Origin of the sequence: Dichotomicrobium thermohalophilum, assembly GCF_003550175.1 — a bacterium.
GTDB lineage: Bacteria > Pseudomonadota > Alphaproteobacteria > Rhizobiales > Rhodomicrobiaceae > Dichotomicrobium > Dichotomicrobium thermohalophilum.
Genome location: NZ_QXDF01000001.1, coordinates 1,206,366 through 1,226,171, shown reverse-complemented (window position 1 = coordinate 1,226,171; position 19,806 = coordinate 1,206,366). Strand labels below are relative to the sequence as shown.

Annotated in this window: 14 protein-coding genes, 1 tRNA gene and 1 pseudogene; 10 read left to right on the top strand and 6 right to left on the bottom strand. The window is 60.1% G+C overall.

The window, feature by feature from the left end:
* Nucleotides 1–15: 15 nt before the first annotated feature.
* The 4 genes from BXY53_RS05545 to BXY53_RS05530 all read left to right on the top strand — a co-directional run bounded on the left by BXY53_RS05545 (nt 16) and on the right by BXY53_RS05530 (nt 7,531).
* Nucleotides 16–4,518, top strand: coding sequence for a glycosyltransferase family protein (locus BXY53_RS05545; protein WP_119060871.1), 4,503 nt, complete (start codon nt 16–18; stop codon nt 4,516–4,518).
* A 353-nt stretch (nt 4,519–4,871) separates the two neighbouring features.
* Entirely contained in the window at nt 4,872–6,302 is a 1,431-nt protein-coding gene (locus BXY53_RS05540; RefSeq protein ID WP_170144351.1) for a heparinase II/III domain-containing protein, read from the top strand.
* A 189-nt stretch (nt 6,303–6,491) separates the two neighbouring features.
* Nucleotides 6,492–6,698 carry a hypothetical protein gene (locus BXY53_RS05535; RefSeq protein ID WP_147361505.1) on the top strand — a complete coding sequence of 69 codons (207 nt, stop codon included), beginning with the start codon at nt 6,492–6,494 and terminating at the stop codon, nt 6,696–6,698.
* A 41-nt stretch (nt 6,699–6,739) separates the two neighbouring features.
* Nucleotides 6,740–7,531 (top strand): sulfotransferase family protein, encoded by a 792-nt coding sequence (locus BXY53_RS05530; RefSeq protein WP_147361504.1) that lies wholly within the window; start codon nt 6,740–6,742, stop codon nt 7,529–7,531.
* Nucleotides 7,532–7,709: 178 nt separating this feature from the next.
* On the opposite strand, the gene BXY53_RS05525 is transcribed toward BXY53_RS05530, so the two are convergent.
* A complete protein-coding gene (locus BXY53_RS05525; protein WP_119060867.1) occupies nt 7,710–7,976 on the bottom strand; it encodes an adenylyl-sulfate kinase in 267 nt (88 codons plus the stop codon).
* A 116-nt stretch (nt 7,977–8,092) separates the two neighbouring features.
* Here BXY53_RS05525 and tnpA point away from each other — a divergent pair, with 116 nt between their 5' ends.
* The 3 genes from tnpA to tnpC all read left to right on the top strand — a co-directional run bounded on the left by tnpA (nt 8,093) and on the right by tnpC (nt 10,392).
* A complete protein-coding gene (gene tnpA, locus BXY53_RS05520) occupies nt 8,093–8,458 on the top strand; it encodes an IS66-like element accessory protein TnpA (RefSeq protein ID WP_170144350.1) in 366 nt (121 codons plus the stop codon).
* Entirely contained in the window at nt 8,455–8,802 is a 348-nt protein-coding gene (gene tnpB, locus BXY53_RS05515; RefSeq protein ID WP_119060865.1) for an IS66 family insertion sequence element accessory protein TnpB, read from the top strand. Before tnpA ends, tnpB begins: the two co-directional genes overlap by 4 nt.
* Nucleotides 8,803–8,865: 63 nt before the next feature.
* On the top strand, nt 8,866–10,392 hold the full coding sequence (gene tnpC, locus BXY53_RS05510) for an IS66 family transposase (protein WP_119060864.1): 1,527 nt from the start codon (nt 8,866–8,868) through the stop codon (nt 10,390–10,392).
* 17 nt (nt 10,393–10,409) lie between these two features.
* On the opposite strand, the gene BXY53_RS05505 is transcribed toward tnpC, so the two are convergent.
* From BXY53_RS05505 to BXY53_RS05495, 3 genes and pseudogenes are all read right to left on the bottom strand, one after another.
* Nucleotides 10,410–10,991 carry a bifunctional sulfate adenylyltransferase/adenylylsulfate kinase gene (locus tag BXY53_RS05505; protein ID WP_119060863.1) on the bottom strand — a complete coding sequence of 194 codons (582 nt, stop codon included), beginning with the start codon at nt 10,989–10,991 and terminating at the stop codon, nt 10,410–10,412.
* A 709-nt stretch (nt 10,992–11,700) separates the two neighbouring features.
* Nucleotides 11,701–12,465: pseudogene (locus BXY53_RS05500) on the bottom strand (IS5 family transposase).
* A gap of 203 nt (nt 12,466–12,668) precedes the next feature.
* Nucleotides 12,669–12,744, bottom strand: a tRNA-Lys gene (locus BXY53_RS05495).
* Between the two features lie 231 nt (nt 12,745–12,975).
* Here BXY53_RS05495 and BXY53_RS05490 point away from each other — a divergent pair.
* From BXY53_RS05490 to glmM, 3 genes are all read left to right on the top strand, one after another.
* Nucleotides 12,976–14,820 carry a monovalent cation:proton antiporter-2 (CPA2) family protein gene (locus BXY53_RS05490; protein WP_210209153.1) on the top strand — a complete coding sequence of 615 codons (1,845 nt, stop codon included), beginning with the start codon at nt 12,976–12,978 and terminating at the stop codon, nt 14,818–14,820.
* Nucleotides 14,821–14,929: 109 nt separating this feature from the next.
* Nucleotides 14,930–16,009, top strand: a complete 1,080-nt coding sequence (folP, locus tag BXY53_RS05485) for a dihydropteroate synthase (RefSeq protein ID WP_210209152.1) — start codon at nt 14,930–14,932, stop codon at nt 16,007–16,009.
* A 122-nt stretch (nt 16,010–16,131) separates the two neighbouring features.
* Nucleotides 16,132–17,475 (top strand): phosphoglucosamine mutase, encoded by a 1,344-nt coding sequence (gene glmM / locus BXY53_RS05480; protein ID WP_119060862.1) that lies wholly within the window; start codon nt 16,132–16,134, stop codon nt 17,473–17,475.
* A gap of 9 nt (nt 17,476–17,484) precedes the next feature.
* Here the strand turns inward: glmM and BXY53_RS05475 are convergent, their stop codons facing one another.
* Both BXY53_RS05475 and BXY53_RS05470 read right to left on the bottom strand, forming a co-directional pair.
* The gene (locus BXY53_RS05475) at nt 17,485–18,255 is read right to left on the bottom strand and encodes a helix-turn-helix transcriptional regulator (protein WP_147361503.1); all 771 of its coding nucleotides are present in this window, start codon (nt 18,253–18,255) and stop codon (nt 17,485–17,487) included.
* A gap of 864 nt (nt 18,256–19,119) precedes the next feature.
* A complete protein-coding gene (locus BXY53_RS05470) occupies nt 19,120–19,551 on the bottom strand; it encodes a hypothetical protein (protein WP_119060860.1) in 432 nt (143 codons plus the stop codon).
* Nucleotides 19,552–19,806 lie beyond the last annotated feature (255 nt).

Below are 19,806 nucleotides of genomic sequence, written 5' to 3'. Positions count from 1 at the left end.
AAGAGTGGTGGAGCTATGGTCGACGGTTTCAGGAGCCTGATAAAAGATCGAATTGCCGATGCCTATTTTGGAGGAATGGGCAAGGTAATGATGCGGAAGACGCACGAGCGCCTCAATTGGATTTGCCAACACGTTAAAGGCGATATCGTCTGGGATATTGGATGCAGTCAAGGTATCACTTCCATTCTCCTGGCTCGCGAAGGATATAGCGTGTATGCAATCGACGCTGATTCCCAGGCGATTGGTGATGCACGCGATTTACTAGAACAAGAACCAGAACACGTTTCTTCACGTGTCGTCTTCGAGCAAGCCGACTGCCTCAGTTATATTCCGCCTCAGAAAGTTGATACAGTGATAATGGGCGAAATTCTTGAGCATTTTAACCAACCTGAGAAAGTCGTAGATGCAGCGGCTTCGGCTCTGAAGTCCGAAGGGACTCTTATTATTACGACACCGTTTGGAATTAATGATTTTTTCGATCACAAGCACACATTTTATATACATAAGCCGCTGTCATATTTAAAACAGGGATTTCAAGTTGTTGGTATAGAAGTGCTTGGTAAATGGGTTGGATTTGTCGCAAAAAAAAGGAATTCAGACGAGTTAGACGGCGAGTGCGATTTAGGTGTTCTTGAAATACTGGAGAATAGCTTCTATAAAATCGAACGCGAACTGGTCGAAAAACTCGAGGCTGAACACAAGCAACAGACCGAGCTCTCTGCGCAACTCGCGGAAAAAGGCCAGCAGATAAGCGAACTTAAACGCAAAGAAGAAGTCTATCGGGCGTCCATAGAACGTCTCGAGAAAGAGCTGCGTAATGCACGGGATCGGTACAGCGATCTTGAGACGAAAGTTAGCTCATCCCGTTGGCTGTTCGCACAGACAGCAGATCAAGTTGTCCACGCGCCGCGCGACATATCCCGCCGCCTGCGGCGCTCGTTTCGCAAGCGGTTCGTGCCGCCAGTTGATGCCGCACCAGTGGCCGGTACGAAGGGCAAGACGTGGGCGCCGACTTTAGCTGATCCCTCCTATCGTAAAGCGCTATCTAGTAACGTCATTCTTCATTTTGCGCCGATTCTGCCACGCCGCTTTGTGAAGCGGATGCGGCGTCGGATGGAGAAAAATACTGCCTCGGCGCTGCGCACGTCTACGGACGGCTGTAAGGCGCGCATCAAAAATGGGGTCTCGATTTATCCTACTCAATTACGGAACGCACGGCCTCAAAACATACAAAAGAATACGATCCCGCTTTCACTCCGGCAACCCCAGTGGGCCGAAAAGCTATCTAAGCCGACAAAGCAGCTCCGGATCGCCTGCATACTTGATGACTTTTCTCACATTTGTTTTTCAAGGGAAGCGGAATTTCTTCAACTGGGAGCAACAAATACTTTGAATGAGCTAGAGAATTTCCAGCCTGATTTATTGTTCGTTGAATCCGCTTGGCAAGGTAGGGACGGCACGTGGGATCGCAAGATCGGCCAAAGAAGTCAAGAGCTTCATGATTCGATCGAGTGGTGCCGCAATAGGGATATTCCAACAGTGTTTTGGAACAAAGAGGACCCAGTTCATTTTGCTACATTTCTTAACACAGCCGCGCTGTTTGATTTCGTATTTACTACAGATATAGATTGTATTGCGCGATACAAGTCTGAGCTAGGGCATGACAATGTGTTTCTGCTTCCGTTTGGCTGCCAGCCAGAAATTCATAACCCAATTGAGGAATATCAACGCAAGGACGCGATTTGCTTTGCCGGCGCATATTACGCTCGTTATCCAGAACGGATGCGCGATTTCGAAGAGTTTATGGAAAAGCTACCTCCAAAAATACCTTTAGAAATATACGACCGCAACTTTGGTAAGGATCATCCAGATTATGCGTTTCCAGAAAGGTTTGATCAATATATAATGGGAACGTTGCCTGCCAATCAAATTGGCATAGCATATAAGGGATACCGCTATGCTTTGAACATGAATAGCATAAAACGCTCTCAAACGATGTTTGCGCGCCGAGTCGTTGAGTTGTTAGCGAGCAACACAATTGTCATTAGCAATTATTCGCGGGCCCTGCGAATTCTTTTTGGTGATCTTATCGTCGCTACTGATTCCGGATCCGAAGCGCTAAAACAACTCGAACAGCTGTCGAAAAAACCGGACCGCGAAGAACGCTTTCGGCTAGCCGGTCTCCGTAAGGTGATGAAAGAGCACACGTATCAATCCCGTTTGGAGTACATTGTATCGTGCGTAACAAATACTGACAGACGCTCTCCGCTGCCGAGGTTCTGCGTTTTTTCGCGCGTCGAGACGTGCGATGAAGCGTCGCGGGTGATTTCGACGTTCGAGAGGCAGCGCGGGGTCGAAGCCAAACTCACAGTGGTCGCACCATCTTCTCTTGAAGCAAACAACCTGCCGAAGTGCAGCAAACAGGTTAAAATAGTATCTCTCGATGACGTCTCTCATCAATCATTGTCTGATTTTGCGGGAGATGATGTCGAATGGATCGCGGCAATGGTGCCGGACGACCATTACGGTCCCAACTACTTGCTCGATATCGCGCTGGCGACGCGCTATGCCCGAGACAAGGAGGTCATCGGGAAAACCGAATATTATACCTACGAAGGCGGAAAAGCGATCCGAAATTCGTTCGCTGCCGCTTATAAGTCCACCGGGAAGCTGGCTGCGCGGCGCTCGGCTATCTCCAAGGACGCAGCCGACCGTATAAACGCGCGGGAGTGGATATCAAAGTTAGAAGGGTGGCAGTACGAGCTACCAGAGCAATTCGCGATAGACCCCTTCAATTACTGCCAAGGAGGTAATGTAGCGACCCACCGTCGAGAGGTGTCCGACGTTGTCGACGACATTGACCTGGATACGGGCGTAACGCTGGAATCACTTCTGAGAAAAGCCGAAAATATATCAGTGGGAGCGCGAGAAACTGCAGAGATTGAATCCCTGGACGGTGGTGAGCTTGCTGAGCTTTTTGGTACCGGAAGGGCGCAGGATATTCATACAACCACCACAGAGGATGGTTGGACTATAACATCTGACCTTTCAGACGGCAAACACACCTATATTTATGCTCCCACGCCTGTCAATACTACTTGGCTTAGAAGTAAGTGCAAAAAGCGAAATCGCCTGAAATGCCATCTGGATGCTGATGCAGGCTTGGATATTAGCTTCGTGATGGAGTATTTCGACGCTGAAAACAATCGCATCGACCACAGCATCCTTCCTGCCAATCGCAATCATACGGTCAAATTACCCATTGAAGCTGCGACGGCGAAATTGGGATTGAGAATCCTGGGGCCCGGTGAGGCTCGCATCAACGAATTACATTTTGATCACATTGACTTTAGTGGTGCTCCCATTGCGACGGCGCGCCACCTAATAGTGACCAACCATTATCCTTCTTATGACGACATATATCGGAACGGGTTCGTGCACAGACGGGTTGTCAGCTACAAAAACGCCGGTGTGAATGTCGACGTCTTCCGTTTGCGGGTGAAGGAGCGCCTCTCATTTCATGAGTTTCACGGGGTCGATGTCATCACGGGAGGTAAGGAGGACCTTCAACGGCTCATAGAGAACGGACACTACGAAAGTATAATTGTTCATTTTCTTGATCCCGACATGTGGAGCGTCCTTCGACAATTCTGCCGCAACACAAGAATTGTTGTGTGGGTGCACGGCTTTGAGATTCAGCCGTGGTGGCGTCGAAGCTTCAATTACGAAACCAAAAAGCATCTTAAGCGTGCAAAGTCGGCCAGTGAAGACCGAATTAATTTTTGGAAAGATATTTTTTCAAATTACCAAGATGATCTGCACTTTACATTCGTATCGCGTCATTTTGCGAACGAGGTGATGGAGGACTACGATCTTCCGCTCCCAGCCAGTCGCTACTCGGTGATTCATAATCCGATTGATACCGAGCTATTTCGCTATGAGCCCAAAGAGGCATCGCAGCGACTGAGAATCCTGGCGATTGGGCCATATATGTCGCGAAAATACGCCAATGACTTGAGCGTGGAAGCCATCCTGGCTCTTCGGGATAAGCCTTTTTTCAGCGATTTGGAGTTCCGGATTATTGGCGATGGCAAGCTGTTTGAAGAAACACTGGCGCCGCTGCGGGGGCTGGACAACGTGACGATCGAGAGGCGGTTCCTGACGCAACCGGAAATCGCTGAGTTGCATAAGGAGTATGGGGTATTCCTGTGTCCGACGCGATGGGACAGCCAGGGTGTTTCTCGTGATGAAGCGATGTCGTCCGGCCTGGTGCCGGTGACGAATGCCGTGGCCGCGGTTCCGGAGTTCGTTGATGAAAGTTGCGGCTTCATGGCCCCGCCGGAGGATGCCGCCGGGCTGGCTGCGGCAATCGAGACGTTGTATCACGATCCCGAACGTTTTCTGGCAATGTCGGAAGCCGCGGCGGCACGCGTGCGCCGGCAGAGCGCGGCCGAGGAGGTGATCAAAAAAGAGCTTGAGCTGTTTGCCTCGAACTCTACCTCGACAGCTTCAAATTGACGCCGGAAACGTAGCTGCCCTCTATGAAATTGGATCCGGATAACCGTTTGACCGAAAGTTGGCCGCCATGCCTTGCGGATAGGAAACTGTGGTCAGTCTCCCGATTTAGCGCGAGCGGGGCAGCGGGGGCTGACCCGTTGACGGCAGAGTGCCTGAGCGGCGGCGGAACCCTGACCACATTGCAGGATCATGTCTCTTGCGCATTCCGTGGCGGAGCCGGCAGCTATCAATTGCGACTCAGGCTGCCAAGGGCCCAGGTTGCCAGCGGCGTCGGCGCCCGCATCCGCCTGCGGGGTTGGGAATACATAAATTACATCTGCATCGGTTATTCATGGAAGGAGGCTTTCGCTCATGTGAAGGCTGCCCAGCCAGCAATAGATCGTTGGTTCGACTTTCTGGTCGGCCATGACGATCTTGCCTGGGGCTGGCACCACGACTGGGCGCATCCCGAGGACCGCGAGATCGCCGATATTCGGCTCTATATCAAGGGGGCACCAGGGGCTCGGGCGTATCTGGATGTGGGCGAAATGCTCCTGTGGCAGGAGGATCGAGCGGCTCTTCCCGACTGGCTGGACCGCGACCAGCCCGTGCCCGAGAAGGTCGTTCATGCCATCGAGGCCTACGAACGCAAATGCTTTCGATCCTACACGGCGCAGGCGCAGGAATTCCTGGAGACCGGCAAATGCCCGCTTTACGGCGAAACCATGCTTGACTGGCCCGCCACGGCCACGCTGCCGCCCGGCCTGACCGACACTGGCACCTACCAGTATTCCTGGCACGCGCTGCATGCCGCCACGATGCTGATGCTGCGTGCCCATGACAGCGGCGAGACGGGCCCACTGTTCGCTGCCCGGGAATTTGTTGCCGGCTGGATCGAGCGCAGCTATTTCCGGCCCGACCCGAACCTGAAATACGCCTGGTACGATCACGGCACTGCCGAGCGCTGCCTGGCCATGGTGCAGCTTTACGCTGTGGGACAACAGCACGGCTTTGACCAACGCTTCATGGCGCGGCTGCGGCGCATCATCTTCCGCCACGCGCAACTTCTGGCGTCTGAAGTGTTCTATGCCGGGCATCAGCCGACGCGCTATCACAACCATGCCTGGTTTCAGGATCTGGCGCTGCTAGCGGTGACGCTGGCCTTCCCATCCTGGCCGTGTTCGCAGGGCTGGGGGGATACCGCGCTTTCGCGGCTGGAAGACCAGTTCGCGAAACTCATCCAGCGCGACAATGGTTATGCAGTCTTCGTGGAGAATTCCATCGGCTATCATCATGGCGTACAGCGCATCTTGGAATTCGCCGGCAATCTGGCCATGCTCAGCGGGCGCGATACCCCCATTCCCGCCATCGCCGAGGAATTGCGCACCTTCAGCGAGTTCTTCCGCTATCCCGATCCCCGCCATGCGCTGTCACAGGGCGACACCTTCCGCCTACCCAATCAGAATACCGCCAATCCGCGCGGACAGATCCCCTATGGCCGGCGCGAGGTGACGGTGCTGCCAGAGGCGGGTTATGCGATCGTCAAGGCCGATCATGAAAACCGCCCCTTCATGCTAACGATGCTGGCGACATCGCTGTCGAAAACCCACAAGCACGAGGACAACCTTGCCCTCACGCTCTATTTCGACGGGGTGGAATGGCTGATCGACCCTAGCTTCCATTCGCATGAATACACTGCCCCGATCCCGGCCTATCTGCGCTCGGCGGCCGCGCACAACTGTGTGTTCGTGCCGGATCTGCCCTATGCCCTCGAGCCGGGGCTGGCATGGCTGGAGGGCGGGTAGGAGGGCGACACCTGTTATCTGAGCGGGCAGCACGACGCCTATGAGGGGCTCAGCGTCACGCGCCGGCTGAGCTGCGCTCTGGACCGGCTGGAGATCGCCTGCCGCGATACACTGTCAGCGCCCTGCGCGGGCGCGCAGCTCCGCTTTCACTGCGGTGAGCATGTCACGGCGCAGGTGGCCGGTGGCAAGGTGACGCTGACGCACCCGGGCTCGGATTTCAGCCTCATGCTCGACACCGGGGCGGCGGCGGTGGACCGGGTGCGGGGCAACGCGGCGGCCGGCCCCCGCATGGGCGGCATCGTCGGCCACGGCTTTCTGGAACATGACAGCATCGACACGCTGATCGTCGATTTCGAGGGGGAAACGGAGATCGCGTGGCATTTGCGGGGGATCTGAGCTGTTTATGTGGGGTGCTTTTAAGACGCGAAGATAAGATCATGGAAATCATCAAGCAATTCGGCCTACAGCGCAGCGGAACGAACGCTTTGCGAGGGATCATCGAAGTAAATTTGGATTTGCGAGTCGCAGCTAATATTCTAGGCGACAAGCATAGCAGCATAAGCTGGGCGGCGATGGAAGATTGGGCCGCCGAAATGCCTTTGCCTAAGTCGCTTTCACCAAAAGATTACAATCGCCTGTTGGACGCCCTTCATGGACGGACATTGAAATTCATCCTGTCGGTAAAAGATCCGGTTTCCTGGGTGAACAGCTACTTCCGATACTCAAAGAAAAAGTTCGAGCACAAAAATCCGGAAAAGATTCTCGATTTCACAACTAGGTTTGCTGAAAAGAGCCTGTTTTCCTGGCAAGAGCGAATGAAAAGTTATGCTGATTTTATCGCGCAAAATGCCGGCCAGTGTTTCGTCGTTCAGCATGAGAAATTGCTGATTTCGCCAGAATCGGTCCTTGCCGATTTCTGCCGAAAATTCGATTTTCCCTTCCCGGATGATCCGGAGCTCTTTCTCGAAGGCTATGCCCGGCGTGGCACCGACGAGCAGCAGGGTGACATGCTGATCAACCGGAAAATGCGGTTCAACAGAGATTTTCACCTTGAAGGCCAATGGATGAGGGATATGCCGGAGGATGTGCTTGAACAGGCCGTCGCCTTCCGGGATGACGTCTTCGGGCGGCACCCGGAAATCAGGTCGCTGTTCGATGTCGAAACCATCGGTCTGACTGTGGCCGCGCCTTCTCGGAAGCTAAGCTCAGGCGCGACGCGGCCAGCCTGACGTTAGTCGATCATCGGATGGGCGCTGTCGAGGCGCGGCACGAAAAGCAATTTCATGAATGGCCTAAACGCCCGAAGCGCCACGCCGGACGGACGCTTTTTCGCCCGTTCCGACAACATCACCCTCTACCCCGCGCCGATGACCACACTCTGGCGCATTGAGGTGCGTTGATGCCGTGTTAAGAAGACTGACGAACCAGCCCCATCGCCTCCAGCTTCAGCAGCAGCGTATGTGCTGCCTCATCCGGTGACATACTCAGCGTATCGATCACGGCCTCGGGCGCTTCCGGCGCCTCATATGGATCGTCGATGCCGGTAAAACCGGTGATCTTGCCCTCGCGCGCCAGCTTGTATAGCCCCTTGCGATCCCGCTTCTCGCATTCCTCCAGCGGCGTCGAGACATGCACCTCCAGGAAGCCGCCGAGCGGCTCGATCAGGTCGCGCACCTTGGTAACCGTCCGGTGAGCTTAGATTGGCGCTGAAGCCGTTCTGGTCCAGGTTTCGCAATTGATTTGGCAATTTGTTGCGAAGCCATGGGATAGCGATGGGACGGATGGAGATCATGACCGGCCGCGAACGGCGGCGGCGCTGGTCGGTGGAAGCAAAGCTGAGCATTTTGGAGGAAGCTGCGAGGCCGGGGATCAGCGCAGCGGCGGTGGCGCGCCGGCACGATATTCTCCCGCAGCAGCTTTACGCCTGGCGGCGGCGCTACCGGCGTGGCGGATCCGATGCTGAAGGGGCGATCTCGTTTCTTCCCGTGGAACTGGTTCATGCGGATGGCGCCGGGCCGGAGACCACGGCGCAGCCGGTGCGAACACCTGACGCGCGTGTCGAGATTGTCTGCCGCAACGGCCGGGCTGTGAGGATCGACGCGACGATGGATGTCGAGCGTCTCGGCGCCCTGATCCGGGCCGTGGAGGCGGCATGATTGCGCCGGGTCCGGGTGTGCGGGTCTATCTGGCCTGCGGCGTGACCGACATGCGCAAGGGCATTGCCGGCCTGTCGGCCGTGGCGCAGGAGGTCTTGCGCCAGCGCCCGGCTTCAGGCGCGGTGTTCGCCTTTCGCGGCCGGCGCGGCGACCGGATCAAGCTTTTGTATTGGGACGGGCAAGGCTTCTGCCTCTATTACAAGGTTCTCGAGCGTGGCCGCTTTCCCTGGCCGTCGCCGGCCGACGGGACGGCGCGCCTGACCGCGGCGCAGCTTGCCATGTTGTGGGAAGGGATCGATTGGCGGCGTCCGGCATGGACCGCGCCGCCTCGGCGTGTGGTGTGATTATTTTGTGGTCCTGGGCAAGCCGTCCTGTTCGGCCGGCGGCAAATCACATAGCTTCGCTTTATGGACGCTGCTCTCGACGCCCTGCCTTCCGATCCCGAGTCGCTGCGGGCGATCATCGCCGCCCAGGCGGCTGAGCTGCGTGCACAGGGCACGCTGATCGACAAGCTGAAGGCGCAGCTGGCGGCGCTGCGGCGGGCGCGGTTCGGCGCTTCCTCGGAGAAGATCGAGCGGGCCATCGCGCAGCTTGAGTTGACGCTCGAGGACATCGAGGCGTGCGCGGCGCAGGAGCAGCCGCGTGAGCCGGCTTCGCCTGGCCGGCAAGAGCGGGAAAAACCGGCCCGTCAACCCTTGCCGGATCATCTGCCGCGCGTTCCACAACTGCATGAAGCCAGCAGCTGTTGCCCCGATTGCGGCGGCGCCCGCTTCCTCAAGGCGGGCGCGGATGTGTCGGAAGTGCTGGACTACGTCCCGGCCTCGTTCCGCGTGGTGCGCCATATCCGCCCGCGTTTGATCTGCAAAGGCTGCGATACGGTGGTGCAGGCCGATCCGCCGTCGCTGCCGATCGCGCGGGGCAAGCCCGGGCCGGGTCTTATTGCCCATGTGCTGACGGCCAAATATTGCGACCATCTTCCGCTCTACCGCCTGTCCGAGATTTATGCCCGCGAAGGCGTGGAGATTGCCCGCTCCACCATGGCCGACTGGGTGGGCCGCTCGGCGGGGCTGATGGCGCCACTGGTGGACGCGCTGCGCGCGCACGTTTTTGCCGGAAGCCGCCTTCATGGCGACGACACGCCGGTTCCGGTGCTCGATCCGGGGCGGGGCAAGACGAAGCAGGGGCGGCTATGGGCTTACGTCCGCGACGGCCGGCCTTATGGCGGCAAAGCGCCGCCGGCCGTGTGCTACCATTACAGCCCGGACCGCAAGGGCATCCGTCCGCAAACTCATCTGACGGCCTTTGCCGGCATTCTTCATGCCGACGGCTATGCCGGGTTCAAGGGACTGTACCGGCCGGATAACAGCGGCATTGTCGAGGCGTCGTGCTGGGCGCATGTACGGCGCAAGTTCTTCGACCTGACTGTCGCGGGGCCGGCGCCGGTGGCCGAGGAGGCGCTGCGACGGATCGGCGAGCTTTACGACATCGAGGCCGATATCCGCGGTTCACCGCCGGATCAGCGCCGCAAAATCCGCCAGCAGCATGCCGCCCCGAAGGTCGAGGCTCTCAGAGGCTGGTTTGAGCGCGAGCGCGCCCGCCTGCCCGGGAAGAGCGCCACGGCGCAGGCCATCCGCTATGCGCTGTCGCGCTGGACGGCGCTTGCGCGCTATCTCGATGACGGAACCATCGAGATCGACAACAATGCGGCGGAGCGCGCGATCCGGCCGATCGCGCTGGGACGCAAGAACTGGTTGTTCGCCGGCTCCGATAACGGCGGCGAACGGGCAGCCAGCATCGCCTCGCTGATCGGCACCGCCCGGCTGAACGGGCTCGGTCCGCAAGCCTATCTCCGGGACGTTCTCACCCATATCGCCGATCACCCGGTCAACCGGATCGACGAATTACTGCCGTGGAACTTCAAGCAAGCCCACTGACGGTCCTCACCGGACGGTTACGCACCTTGCGCCGGGTGGATGCATAAGGCGCGATCGGCGCGCAGATGGTGGAAGTCATAATGCACCGGCGGCTGAATACCGATCACCCGCCCGCCGAGATAAACCTCGCCCGCGGTGTCGAACAGGTAGCGCACGCCTGGGTGAGCGACATCGGTGGTGCCGAAGACCGCCTGCGCCTCGCGCGTCTTGTCGGGGCGCCAGACCGACTCGACATCCATCAGCGCGAGAAGCACGCCCTCGGCGTCCCGCAACGCGATCCGCCCGGCGGCGCGGGCGCGATCGGCGAACTCGGCGCTCACATCGAGCGTCACCGGCATCGGCCAGAGCGCGCCGCTCTCCAGCCGCATGGTGTCACAGACGCTGTGATAATCAGCCTCGCGCAGGAAGCCGTTCAGCGGCGCGAAGCCGCCATTCATCAGAAGTTCGAGATCGCAGATCTGGCGCGGGCTCAGATCCCAGCTCGGCAGCTCCCCGGCCTCGCGCTTCAGGCCTTCGATCTGCTCCGGCGCGGCAAACAGCTCAGCTGTTGCAACGTCAGTATGCGACTTGACCGAGCCCTGTTGGCGACTCGCGTCCATCTGCCCACCCCGTACTCTATATACGCCGGATAGGGCAGAAGCGCCCTTCCGTTTGATGTGTTCACCAAAGTTATGTGCGCCTGATACCCAACACCGCGGCAGCTTGCAAGACGAAAACAACCCAAATCTTCACCTCAAAGACCATGACTCATGACAAACATCAAACTAAGCGCTCTGTGTTGTCATTTCGCAACGCAGCAAAAATGAAAATCTTTTCAGGTTCGGGGCGAATACAGGCCGCAGACTTTCCAGATACGCAGCGCGACGCGCGCTAATTTTTGGCGCGTGCGCATCGGCGCGTTCGACGCGGACGACCGTTGTCAGAGCGCCTGGTCGCGGAGACATGCTGGCAAGCGCGACTCAGCCTGGGGCCGTACCCGTGGCTGAAAGACGTACGAGTTCGCCCCGTGGTCGCCCCGCCTGACGCTACGGCATGACCCGAATACGCCAGAGACACGCATCCGCAACGCCGCCTGAGAGGCGACGGTCGTGAGCCCGCTTTTTTGGGCGACTTTTATCCAGCGCCACCAACTGTTTACGACTTTCTTATAGGGTTGAGTAATGAAAGGAAGTAGTTTGATTCCGGCTGCCGCAATCGAACCACCGACCTTTCTGCTTACCAAAGATGGTATGTTTTTCAGGACTTCGCGGGCCACCTCGATCGACTGTAATTGCGCATGGCGGAATCAAACTGCCGACCCCAAGCATCTTAGGCCGTACACTCATAAGCGCGCAGGTATAAGCGGATTGCGGCGAGCTTGATCATCGCCAGGAAGGTCGAGCCGAGTTTGTCATAGCGCGTAGCGATCCGGCGGAAGAACTTGAGTTTGTTGAAGAAACGCTCGATCACGTTGTGCGCCTTATACAGATACGGGCTGAACACGATCGGCTACTAGCGGCCCGCGCGCGCCGGAATGTTGGCGAACACGCCTTGCTGGTGAAGCTGGCTGCGGAGGGTGCTGGCATCATAGGCCTTATCCGCAAGAAGCATGGCGCCGGCGCCGATCCCTTCGAGCATCCCGAGAGCCGGTTGGACATCGCGGGTCTGCCCGGGCGTGATCGGGAGCCTTATCGGCAGTCCGGCCCGGTTGGTGAGAGCATGGATCTTTATTGTAAGACCGCCCCGGCTTCGTCCGAGACAACGATCCGGGTGGCTTTTTTTAAAGTGGCGGCAGAGTGATGAACTCGCACGCTGGTGCCGTCGATCATCTGGATATCGCCTTCATAAGCCTCTGTCAGCGCGTCCATAATCCGGTCCCAGACGCCGGCCCTGGTCCAGGCGGAAGTGGGTTGTGCGGATCGCCTTCGGCCTGTAGCGCTCCCGCAGGTCCGCCCAGGGCGCGCCCGAACGCAGGACCCAGAATATCCCGTTCAGCACGCGCCGGTCGTCCACCCGCGGTACGCCGCGTGGCTTGTTCGGCAGCAGCGGTTCGATGACAGACCATTCGAGATCGGTGAGATCGTAGCGGGCCATGCGCAATCCTCCTTATGACCCGCGTTGGATCTGACTCGTCAGGGTTTGGGAATTCCCTCAGCCGTTTATGAGTTCACGGCCTAGGAAACAGCTGCCGGGCAATCGCTACACCCAGTCGCCCTGACGACTGTACAGCGCTTCCCCATATGCTTCCCCAAGTCTGGATTGGAGGAAACGATTTTGCCCTAAGTGATTGATTTCGTTGGTGGGCGCACTAGGACTCGAACCTAGGACCCGCTGATTAAGAGTCAGCTGCTCTACCAACTGAGCTATGCGCCCGAAAAGGAAATCGGATGACCGGCCCCCGCAGCGGCGGGCAAGGGCGAATGCCTTCTGGTTCCCGATATAGGATCACCGGAGATGAATACCACCGTCGCGGCCATTTGTCCATTGGCCCGACCATCGGAACAACACCGATCAACCACCGCGCGTGCCGCGTTGACCGCCCTGTGGTAGGCTGCGAAGCGTCCGCCGTATCCGGCGCGCCTTTCCACACCGACGGACGCCCTCATGATGGAAGCCACCAGCCTGACGCAGCTTGCCGTTTTCCTCGCCGTGGCGGCGATCATCGCGCCGCTGGCACGCCGGCTCGGCATCGGCTCGGCGCTCGGCTACATCTTTGCCGGCGTGCTGATCGGACCTTACGGCATAGGGCTGGTCTATTCGCTTTACGAGGTTCAGACGATCCTGCACATCGCCGAGTTCGGCGTGGTGCTCCTCCTCTTCCTGATCGGGCTGGAGCTGCGGCCGCGCCGCTTCTGGGCGATGCGCCATGCGGTCTTCGGCGTTGGCGCGGCACAGGTCATCGTGACCGCGGTTCTGCTCACCGGCGGCGGCCTACTGCTGGGCCTGAGCCCGGCGATCGCGCTGTTTCTCGGCATTGCGCTGTCACTGTCCTCCACCGCGCTGGCGCTGCAGGTGCTCGATGAAAAGGGCGAGCTGCGCGCGCGGCACGGCCGGGTGGCGTTCTCGGTGTTGCTGTTTCAGGATCTGGCCGCCATTCCGGCGATCGCGATGGTCCCGCTGTTCGCCGCCGCCTCGCTGGCGGGAGACGAGATGACGTTGCTGGCCGCCGTCAAGCTACTGGGCGCGCTTGCGGCGATCATCATCGTCGGACGCTTCGTCGTGGCGCGGCTCTACCGGCTGGTGGCGCTCACCGGCGTGCGCGAGGCGACGACGGCCAGCGCGCTTCTCACGGTCGTGCTGGTCACGATGCTGATGGACTGGGTCGGGCTGTCCGCGGCTTTAGGGGCGTTCATCGCGGGCGCCCTACTCGCCGACTCGCAGTACCGCCATCAGATCGAGGCGGACATCGCCCCGTTCAGCGGGCTGTTTCTCGGGCTGTTCTTCCTGTCGATCGGCATGGCGCTCAACGTGTCGCTGCTGAGCGACCGGCCGGGCGACATCGCCGCGGCGGTGGTCGGCTTGCTCGCCCTCAAGATCGTCGTGCTCTTTGTGCTGGGCCGGTTCTACGGGCTGGACAACCCCGCCGCGCGCCGGCTGGCGCTGGCGGTGTCGCAAGGCGGCGAGTTCGCCTTCGTGCTGCTGACCAACGCGGTGGCGCAGAACGTGGTGAGCGAGCCGGTGTCCGAGTTCGTCAGCGTGGTGGTGACGCTGTCCATGGTCGCCACGCCGGTTCTGCTCGTCCTTGACGGATGGCTGCGACCCAAAACGCCCGCCGTTCCGGCAGCTTTCGACGAGATGCCTGACGAAAAGGGGCACATCATCATCGCGGGCTTCGGCCGCTTCGGCCAGATCGTTGCGCGCATCCTGCGCGCCCAGCGCATCCCGTTTACCGCGCTGGATGCCAGCGTCGAGCAGGTCGACTTCGTGGCACAGTACGGCAACAAGATTTATTACGGCGATGCCACCAATCCGGCAGTGCTGGAAGCCGCGCAAGTGGGGCAGGCCCGCGCCGTTGTACTGGCGATCGACAATGCTGAGGACAGCATCAAGACGGCGTCGTTCCTGCGCTCGCGCTACCCGCACATTCCGATCTTCGCCCGCGCGCGGGATCGCCAGCACGTCCATCGGCTCATGGATCTCGGCATCACGCGGATCTACCGGGAGACATTCTACACCGCGCTCAAGGTTTCGGGCGATCTCCTGCAGGGCCTCGGCCTGCCGCCGCATGAGGCCAACGGCCTGATCGAGACTTTCCGCAAGCACGACGAAAAGCACCTGTTCGACGACTACAAGCACTTCACCGACGCCCAGAAGATGCGCGCGCGAGCAAAGCGACGGGCGGAGGAACTTGAAGAGCTGTTCGCGCAGGACCTTGAGGACATGCGCGAGAAGGACCAGCCGGGCGAAACCGAACGGACCCGGCCGAGCGCCCGGGCGACGACGGGTTGATCGCTGATCCATCTGTAACCGCAGGCGCGATACTGCTATACCGCGTGCCGGCAGCCGGCGGGCGGGACAAGCACGCCGGGCGCTAACGAACATACCGAGGGGGTCAGCATTGGCAGACGGTCTGTACATCAAGCCGCTGGGCATCATTTTCGGGGATCACGCCAGACAGGCGACCGAGGCGGGCCTCGCGCTGCCGCTGGCGGGCGGGCCGGCGGCCTTTGGCGCGGCGGAACTGATCGAAGGCACGCCGGGCCAGAGCAAATCGGTGATTGCCCGCGCCGCGACGCTCAAGGCCATGGAGGAACCGGCCATTGCCGAGCGGCTCGAGGTGCTGAGCGCACCCCGCCCCGCCCTCGCCGGCGTGGCGATGGATGCGCCGCGGCTTATGGGTATCGTCAACATTACGCCTGACAGCTTCTCTGACGGCGGCGATTTCGCCGAACCGGAGACGGCGCTCGCGCAGGCGCGTCGGCTGGCCGAGGAAGGCGCAGATTTCGTCGACATTGGCGGCGAGTCGACGCGCCCCGGCTCAGACCCGGTGTCACTGGAGGACGAACGCGCCCGTGTCATGCCGGTGCTCGAAGGCTTGAGCGGTCTGCCCGCGCCGATCTCCATCGACACGCGCAAGGCCGCGATGATGACCGAGGCGGCGGCGAAAGGCGCGAAGGTCATCAATGATGTCTCTGGCCTGACGCACGATCCGGACGCCCTCAGCGCGGCAGCGCAGACCGGCCTGCCGGTCATCCTCATGCACGCGCTCGGCGACCCGAAAACGATGCAGGACGACCCGCGCTATGACGACGTTTTGCTGGAGGTCTACGACTTTCTCGCCGCGCGCATTGACGCGGCAATCGCCGCCGGTATCCCGAAAGAGCGCATCGCCGTCGACCCCGGCATCGGCTTCGGCAAGACGCTCCAGCACAACCTCACCCTGCTGAACGGGCTGAGCCTGTTCCACGGCCTCGGCGTGCCGGTCCTCGTCGGCGCGTCGCGCAAGCGCTTCATCGGCACGCTCAACGACGAGCGGGAGCCCAAGAAGCGCGTGCCCGGCAGCATCGCCGCGGCGATCACTGCGGCCAGCCAGGGCGTGCAGATCCTGCGCGTGCACGACGTGCGCGAGACGCGCCAGGCCCTGCGCGTGTGGCTGTCGGCGGCCCACGGCGCGCCCTTCGATGCGCTCAATACCTGACCCACCGTGCAACTTTCTGAAACGAAACGTGTCCGCTTCTGCGCGGAATTGCCGGATTCGCTGCTATAGTTTGCCGTAATGGCGCAAGCGCGCTAACGGGGAATTTTGGGGCGAGAGAGGCCATGGGAGCATATTTCGGCACCGACGGTATCCGCGGTAAAGCCAACAACCGGCCGATGACCGCTGAGACGGCGCTCAAGGTGGGCATGGCGGCCGGGCATCTGTTTACCAACGGCGAACGGCGGCATCGCGTCGTGATCGGCAAGGATACGCGGCTGTCCGGCTACATGATCGAATCGGCGCTGACGGCCGGCTTCACTTCGGTCGGCATGGACGTTTTCCTGCTCGGCCCGATCCCGACCCCGGCCGTCGCCATGCTTACCCGCTCGCTGCGCGCCGATCTCGGCGTGATGATTTCGGCCTCCCACAACCCCTATTACGACAACGGCATCAAGCTGTTCGGCCCCGACAGCTACAAGCTCTGCGACGAGAAGGAAGCGCAGATCGAGCAACTGATCGAAAATGGCGGCGTTGAACTGCTCGCCACGCCGGAGCGCATGGGCCGGGCGCGGCGCATCGACGGCGTGCACGACCGCTACATCGAGTACGCCAAGCGCACGCTGGACCGCACCGTGAGCCTGACCGGCAAGAAGGTCGTCATCGACGCGGCCCACGGCGCAGCCTACAAGGTCGCCCCGCTCGCGCTGTGGGAGCTGGGCGCGGAAGTGATCCCCATCGGCGTGCAGCCCGACGGCTTCAACATCAACGATCACTGCGGCTCGACCCACCCGGAGGCGCTGTGCACAGCCGTGCGCAAACGCGGCGCGGATATCGGAATTGCGCTCGACGGCGACGCCGACCGCGTGCTCATCGCGGATGAGCGGGGCGAACTGATCGACGGCGACCAGATCCTCGCCCTGATCGCCGAGGACTGGAAGCGCGCCGGACGGCTGCGCGGCGATGGCATCGCGGCCACCGTCATGTCCAATCTCGGGCTGGAGCGGCACCTGAACAAACTGGGCCTTGGCCTGGAGCGCACCCCCGTGGGCGACCGCCAAGTGGTCGAGCGGATGCGTCAACGCGACTTCAACCTCGGCGGCGAGCAGTCCGGGCACATTATCCTGTCGGATTATACCACCACGGGAGACGGGCTCGTCACAGCGCTGCAGGTGCTGTCCGTCGTGGTCGACAAGGACGCGCCCGTCAGTGAGGTCTGCCACCGCTTCAACCGCGTGCCGCAGTTCCTTGAGAACGTGCGGTATGAGAGCGGCAAGCCGCTGGAAAGCGACACCGTTCAGGCGGCGATCGCGCGGAGCGAGCAACGCCTGGGCAATGCCGGCCGGCTGCTGATCCGGCCTTCGGGCACCGAGCCCGTCATCCGCGTCATGGCCGAAGGCGACGACAGCCAGCTCGTGCAAGCGGCCATGGGCGAAGTGATCGACGCCCTGCGCGCGGTGTCTGCCTGACGGCAGGACTTACTCGCAGTCGCCCATATTCACCAGGCGGAAGCCGGAAAGCAGGCGGATCAACTCGGTCTGCTTGTTGATGCCGAGCTTGTCGAAGATCGCCCGCATGTGCGTACGCGCGGTGTTACGGCTGATACCGGTCCGCTCGCAGTACTCATCGACCGTTTCGCCGAGCAGCAGCGCGAGCGTCCGCGACGTCTCCGCGCGCGTCAACCCGAATGCCTCCATCAGCAGATGCGTTGGGGTCGACGGCGCCCGTTCCGGGTCGATCACGAAAAGCAGACCGCGAGGTCGCTCGCGCGGATCCAGGAGCGACCGCTCCTCATGACGAAGCGGGACGCCCCAGATCTGCAGCGCATACTCATTCATCCGCCGGATCGTGACCCCACCTCCGGTCGGCCGATCCCCGTCTTCATCCGTGAGCCCATCCAGCAGGCTCTCCAGTTGCAGGCGCGCCCGCTTGTCAGCCGTTGTCAGCCTGCCGTTGCGAAGTTCGAGATCGCCTTTGGCAAGGATCGCACGCGCTTCATCATTGATCGGCCTGGCTTGCTTGTCGCAGTTGACGAGGATCAGACCGATCGCGAGTCGACCCAAGCCGGCCTCAGCGGCCCACCCCTGATCCCGGAGGTCTTCCACCTTGCGTGCGATCCGCAATGCCAGGAAGGTATGGTGCAGCACCGTCTTCTCAAGGTCCTCTTGTTCTTGCGTTGCCGTCTGCGAGGGAACGGCTGCTGCAGGACCAAGAAGGTTCAGCTCGGGACGATCGGCCAGCGCCGGCACGTGCAAGGAGGCGATTACCTCCCGGAAAAGCGTCTCGCGCCCGGCCGGAATGTCCCCGGCCTCCACGCCTGCGCCCGTGAGACCAAAAGGCGTCTGCTTTACGACCCGCGGCAACGGGTCTCCGGGAAACGGGGTGTCACCCGCCTGATAGGAAAGTTGTGATACTGAATCCGCCAGATGGGCGCTGCTGGCGCGCTCTGAAGCGGGACCGCGGACCGCTCCATTTGAAGCGAGTGTGTCGGTCGTCTTGTCCCCCCGCCACGGCGCTTGCTTCAACCCCGCGATGATCTGTGGCCACAGCGTTTCTTCGGCTGTTGACTGATAGACACGATCCAACAGATCGCACACTTCGCCCCTATCCATGCGCCGCATGAATTGGCACCCCCATCAAGTGCAAGTGATTGAATCACAATACCAAAACGACTCGTCACAAATTTGCGCGAGCAACTTAGATATTCCAACTGAAGGAGTAACCATAGACGTTTACCTTATCAGATATCAATGATTTTCGGGAAAATTCGAGCAGGCGACTAAAAGCGAATATCTGACTACACCACGAAACAATTTTTACCTGCACCGCCCGACGACGTGGACTGGCGCGATCAATAAAAGTTGTCCACCTTTGGATTTTTCGACTTATACGTGTATTTCCGGCTGCAAAATTACGTGCCGGGTGATTGTCGCGGCCAACACGGGTAACGTAACATCCGGGCCCGCGGTCAGGCGCGGCGTTCCTGCGCGGCTCGCAACCGCTCATGTCCCCTTGTCTGAGAAGACGGGACGCCTGCGCGGCAGACCGCCGGAGTCCGCCGCCATATCGGACAGGTCGAAGGCGCTGTGGCGGCGGGGCGCGCCCCGCCTCGCCTATTCCAGGCCGCTCTCGCCAAGATAACGGCGGCTCAACCGGATCATCAGCGTCAGATTCACGACGACATCGAAAAGCAGCGCCACCAGCATCGCGATCCCGAAATAGAACTGGAAATAGCTCATCTGCAGGTCGCCGCCGGCATATTCGAAAAAGGCAAAAAGCAACGGAATCAGCGGGATAATCGAGAAAATCGCGTCGGTCGCCATCGCCAGCGAATTCGGCACGCCCGTCAGCGCGATACCGCCGGACTGCAGCCACAGGTAAGCGAACAGGAAGATCGCCGCCATGAACGAATAGAATATGGCCTCCTCCTGGGTCGCGAATTCAATCTCCCAGCCGGAAAAGAAAAATATCCCGATAAAGACGGCCATGATGACCGCGGACAATTCCCGTATGATGTGACCGATCACACTGAGTAGGCGCATCATTGTCGAATCTCCTAAGCACTGCTCGCGTTATCAGATTGGATCGCGGAAGTCTGTGGTGTTTCGTTCTGGTGTTCTGAGGTGTGCCGCACGGCGTGATCGCGTTCCCACGCGCTGCGGGCATGCTACGTCAGGATACGTTTGGAAAACATTGAAAAATGACGGTCCGCGGGCGCTGCCGTCCGTAGCCGCGCAGCAGAAATGCGCGCTGGCGCGAACGCGCAAGGGTCCGCACAGGGCTCAGCAGGTCCGATTGGC

What these genes read in the sequence shown, in the direction of transcription:
- BXY53_RS05545 (WP_119060871.1), top strand. Translation starts at nt 16, where the DNA reads ATGGTCGACGGTTTCAGGAGCCTGATAAAAGATCGAATTGCCGATGCC.
- BXY53_RS05530 (WP_147361504.1), top strand. Translation starts at nt 6,740, where the DNA reads ATGGAAATCATCAAGCAATTCGGCCTACAGCGCAGCGGAACGAACGCT.
- tnpA (WP_170144350.1), top strand. Translation starts at nt 8,093, where the DNA reads ATGACCGGCCGCGAACGGCGGCGGCGCTGGTCGGTGGAAGCAAAGCTG.
- tnpB (WP_119060865.1), top strand. Translation starts at nt 8,455, where the DNA reads ATGATTGCGCCGGGTCCGGGTGTGCGGGTCTATCTGGCCTGCGGCGTG.
- tnpC (WP_119060864.1), top strand. Translation starts at nt 8,866, where the DNA reads ATGGACGCTGCTCTCGACGCCCTGCCTTCCGATCCCGAGTCGCTGCGG.
- BXY53_RS05505 (WP_119060863.1), bottom strand. Translation starts at nt 10,991, where the DNA reads ATGGACGCGAGTCGCCAACAGGGCTCGGTCAAGTCGCATACTGACGTT.
- BXY53_RS05490 (WP_210209153.1), top strand. Translation starts at nt 12,976, where the DNA reads ATGATGGAAGCCACCAGCCTGACGCAGCTTGCCGTTTTCCTCGCCGTG.
- glmM (WP_119060862.1), top strand. Translation starts at nt 16,132, where the DNA reads ATGGGAGCATATTTCGGCACCGACGGTATCCGCGGTAAAGCCAACAAC.
- BXY53_RS05470 (WP_119060860.1), bottom strand. Translation starts at nt 19,551, where the DNA reads ATGATGCGCCTACTCAGTGTGATCGGTCACATCATACGGGAATTGTCC.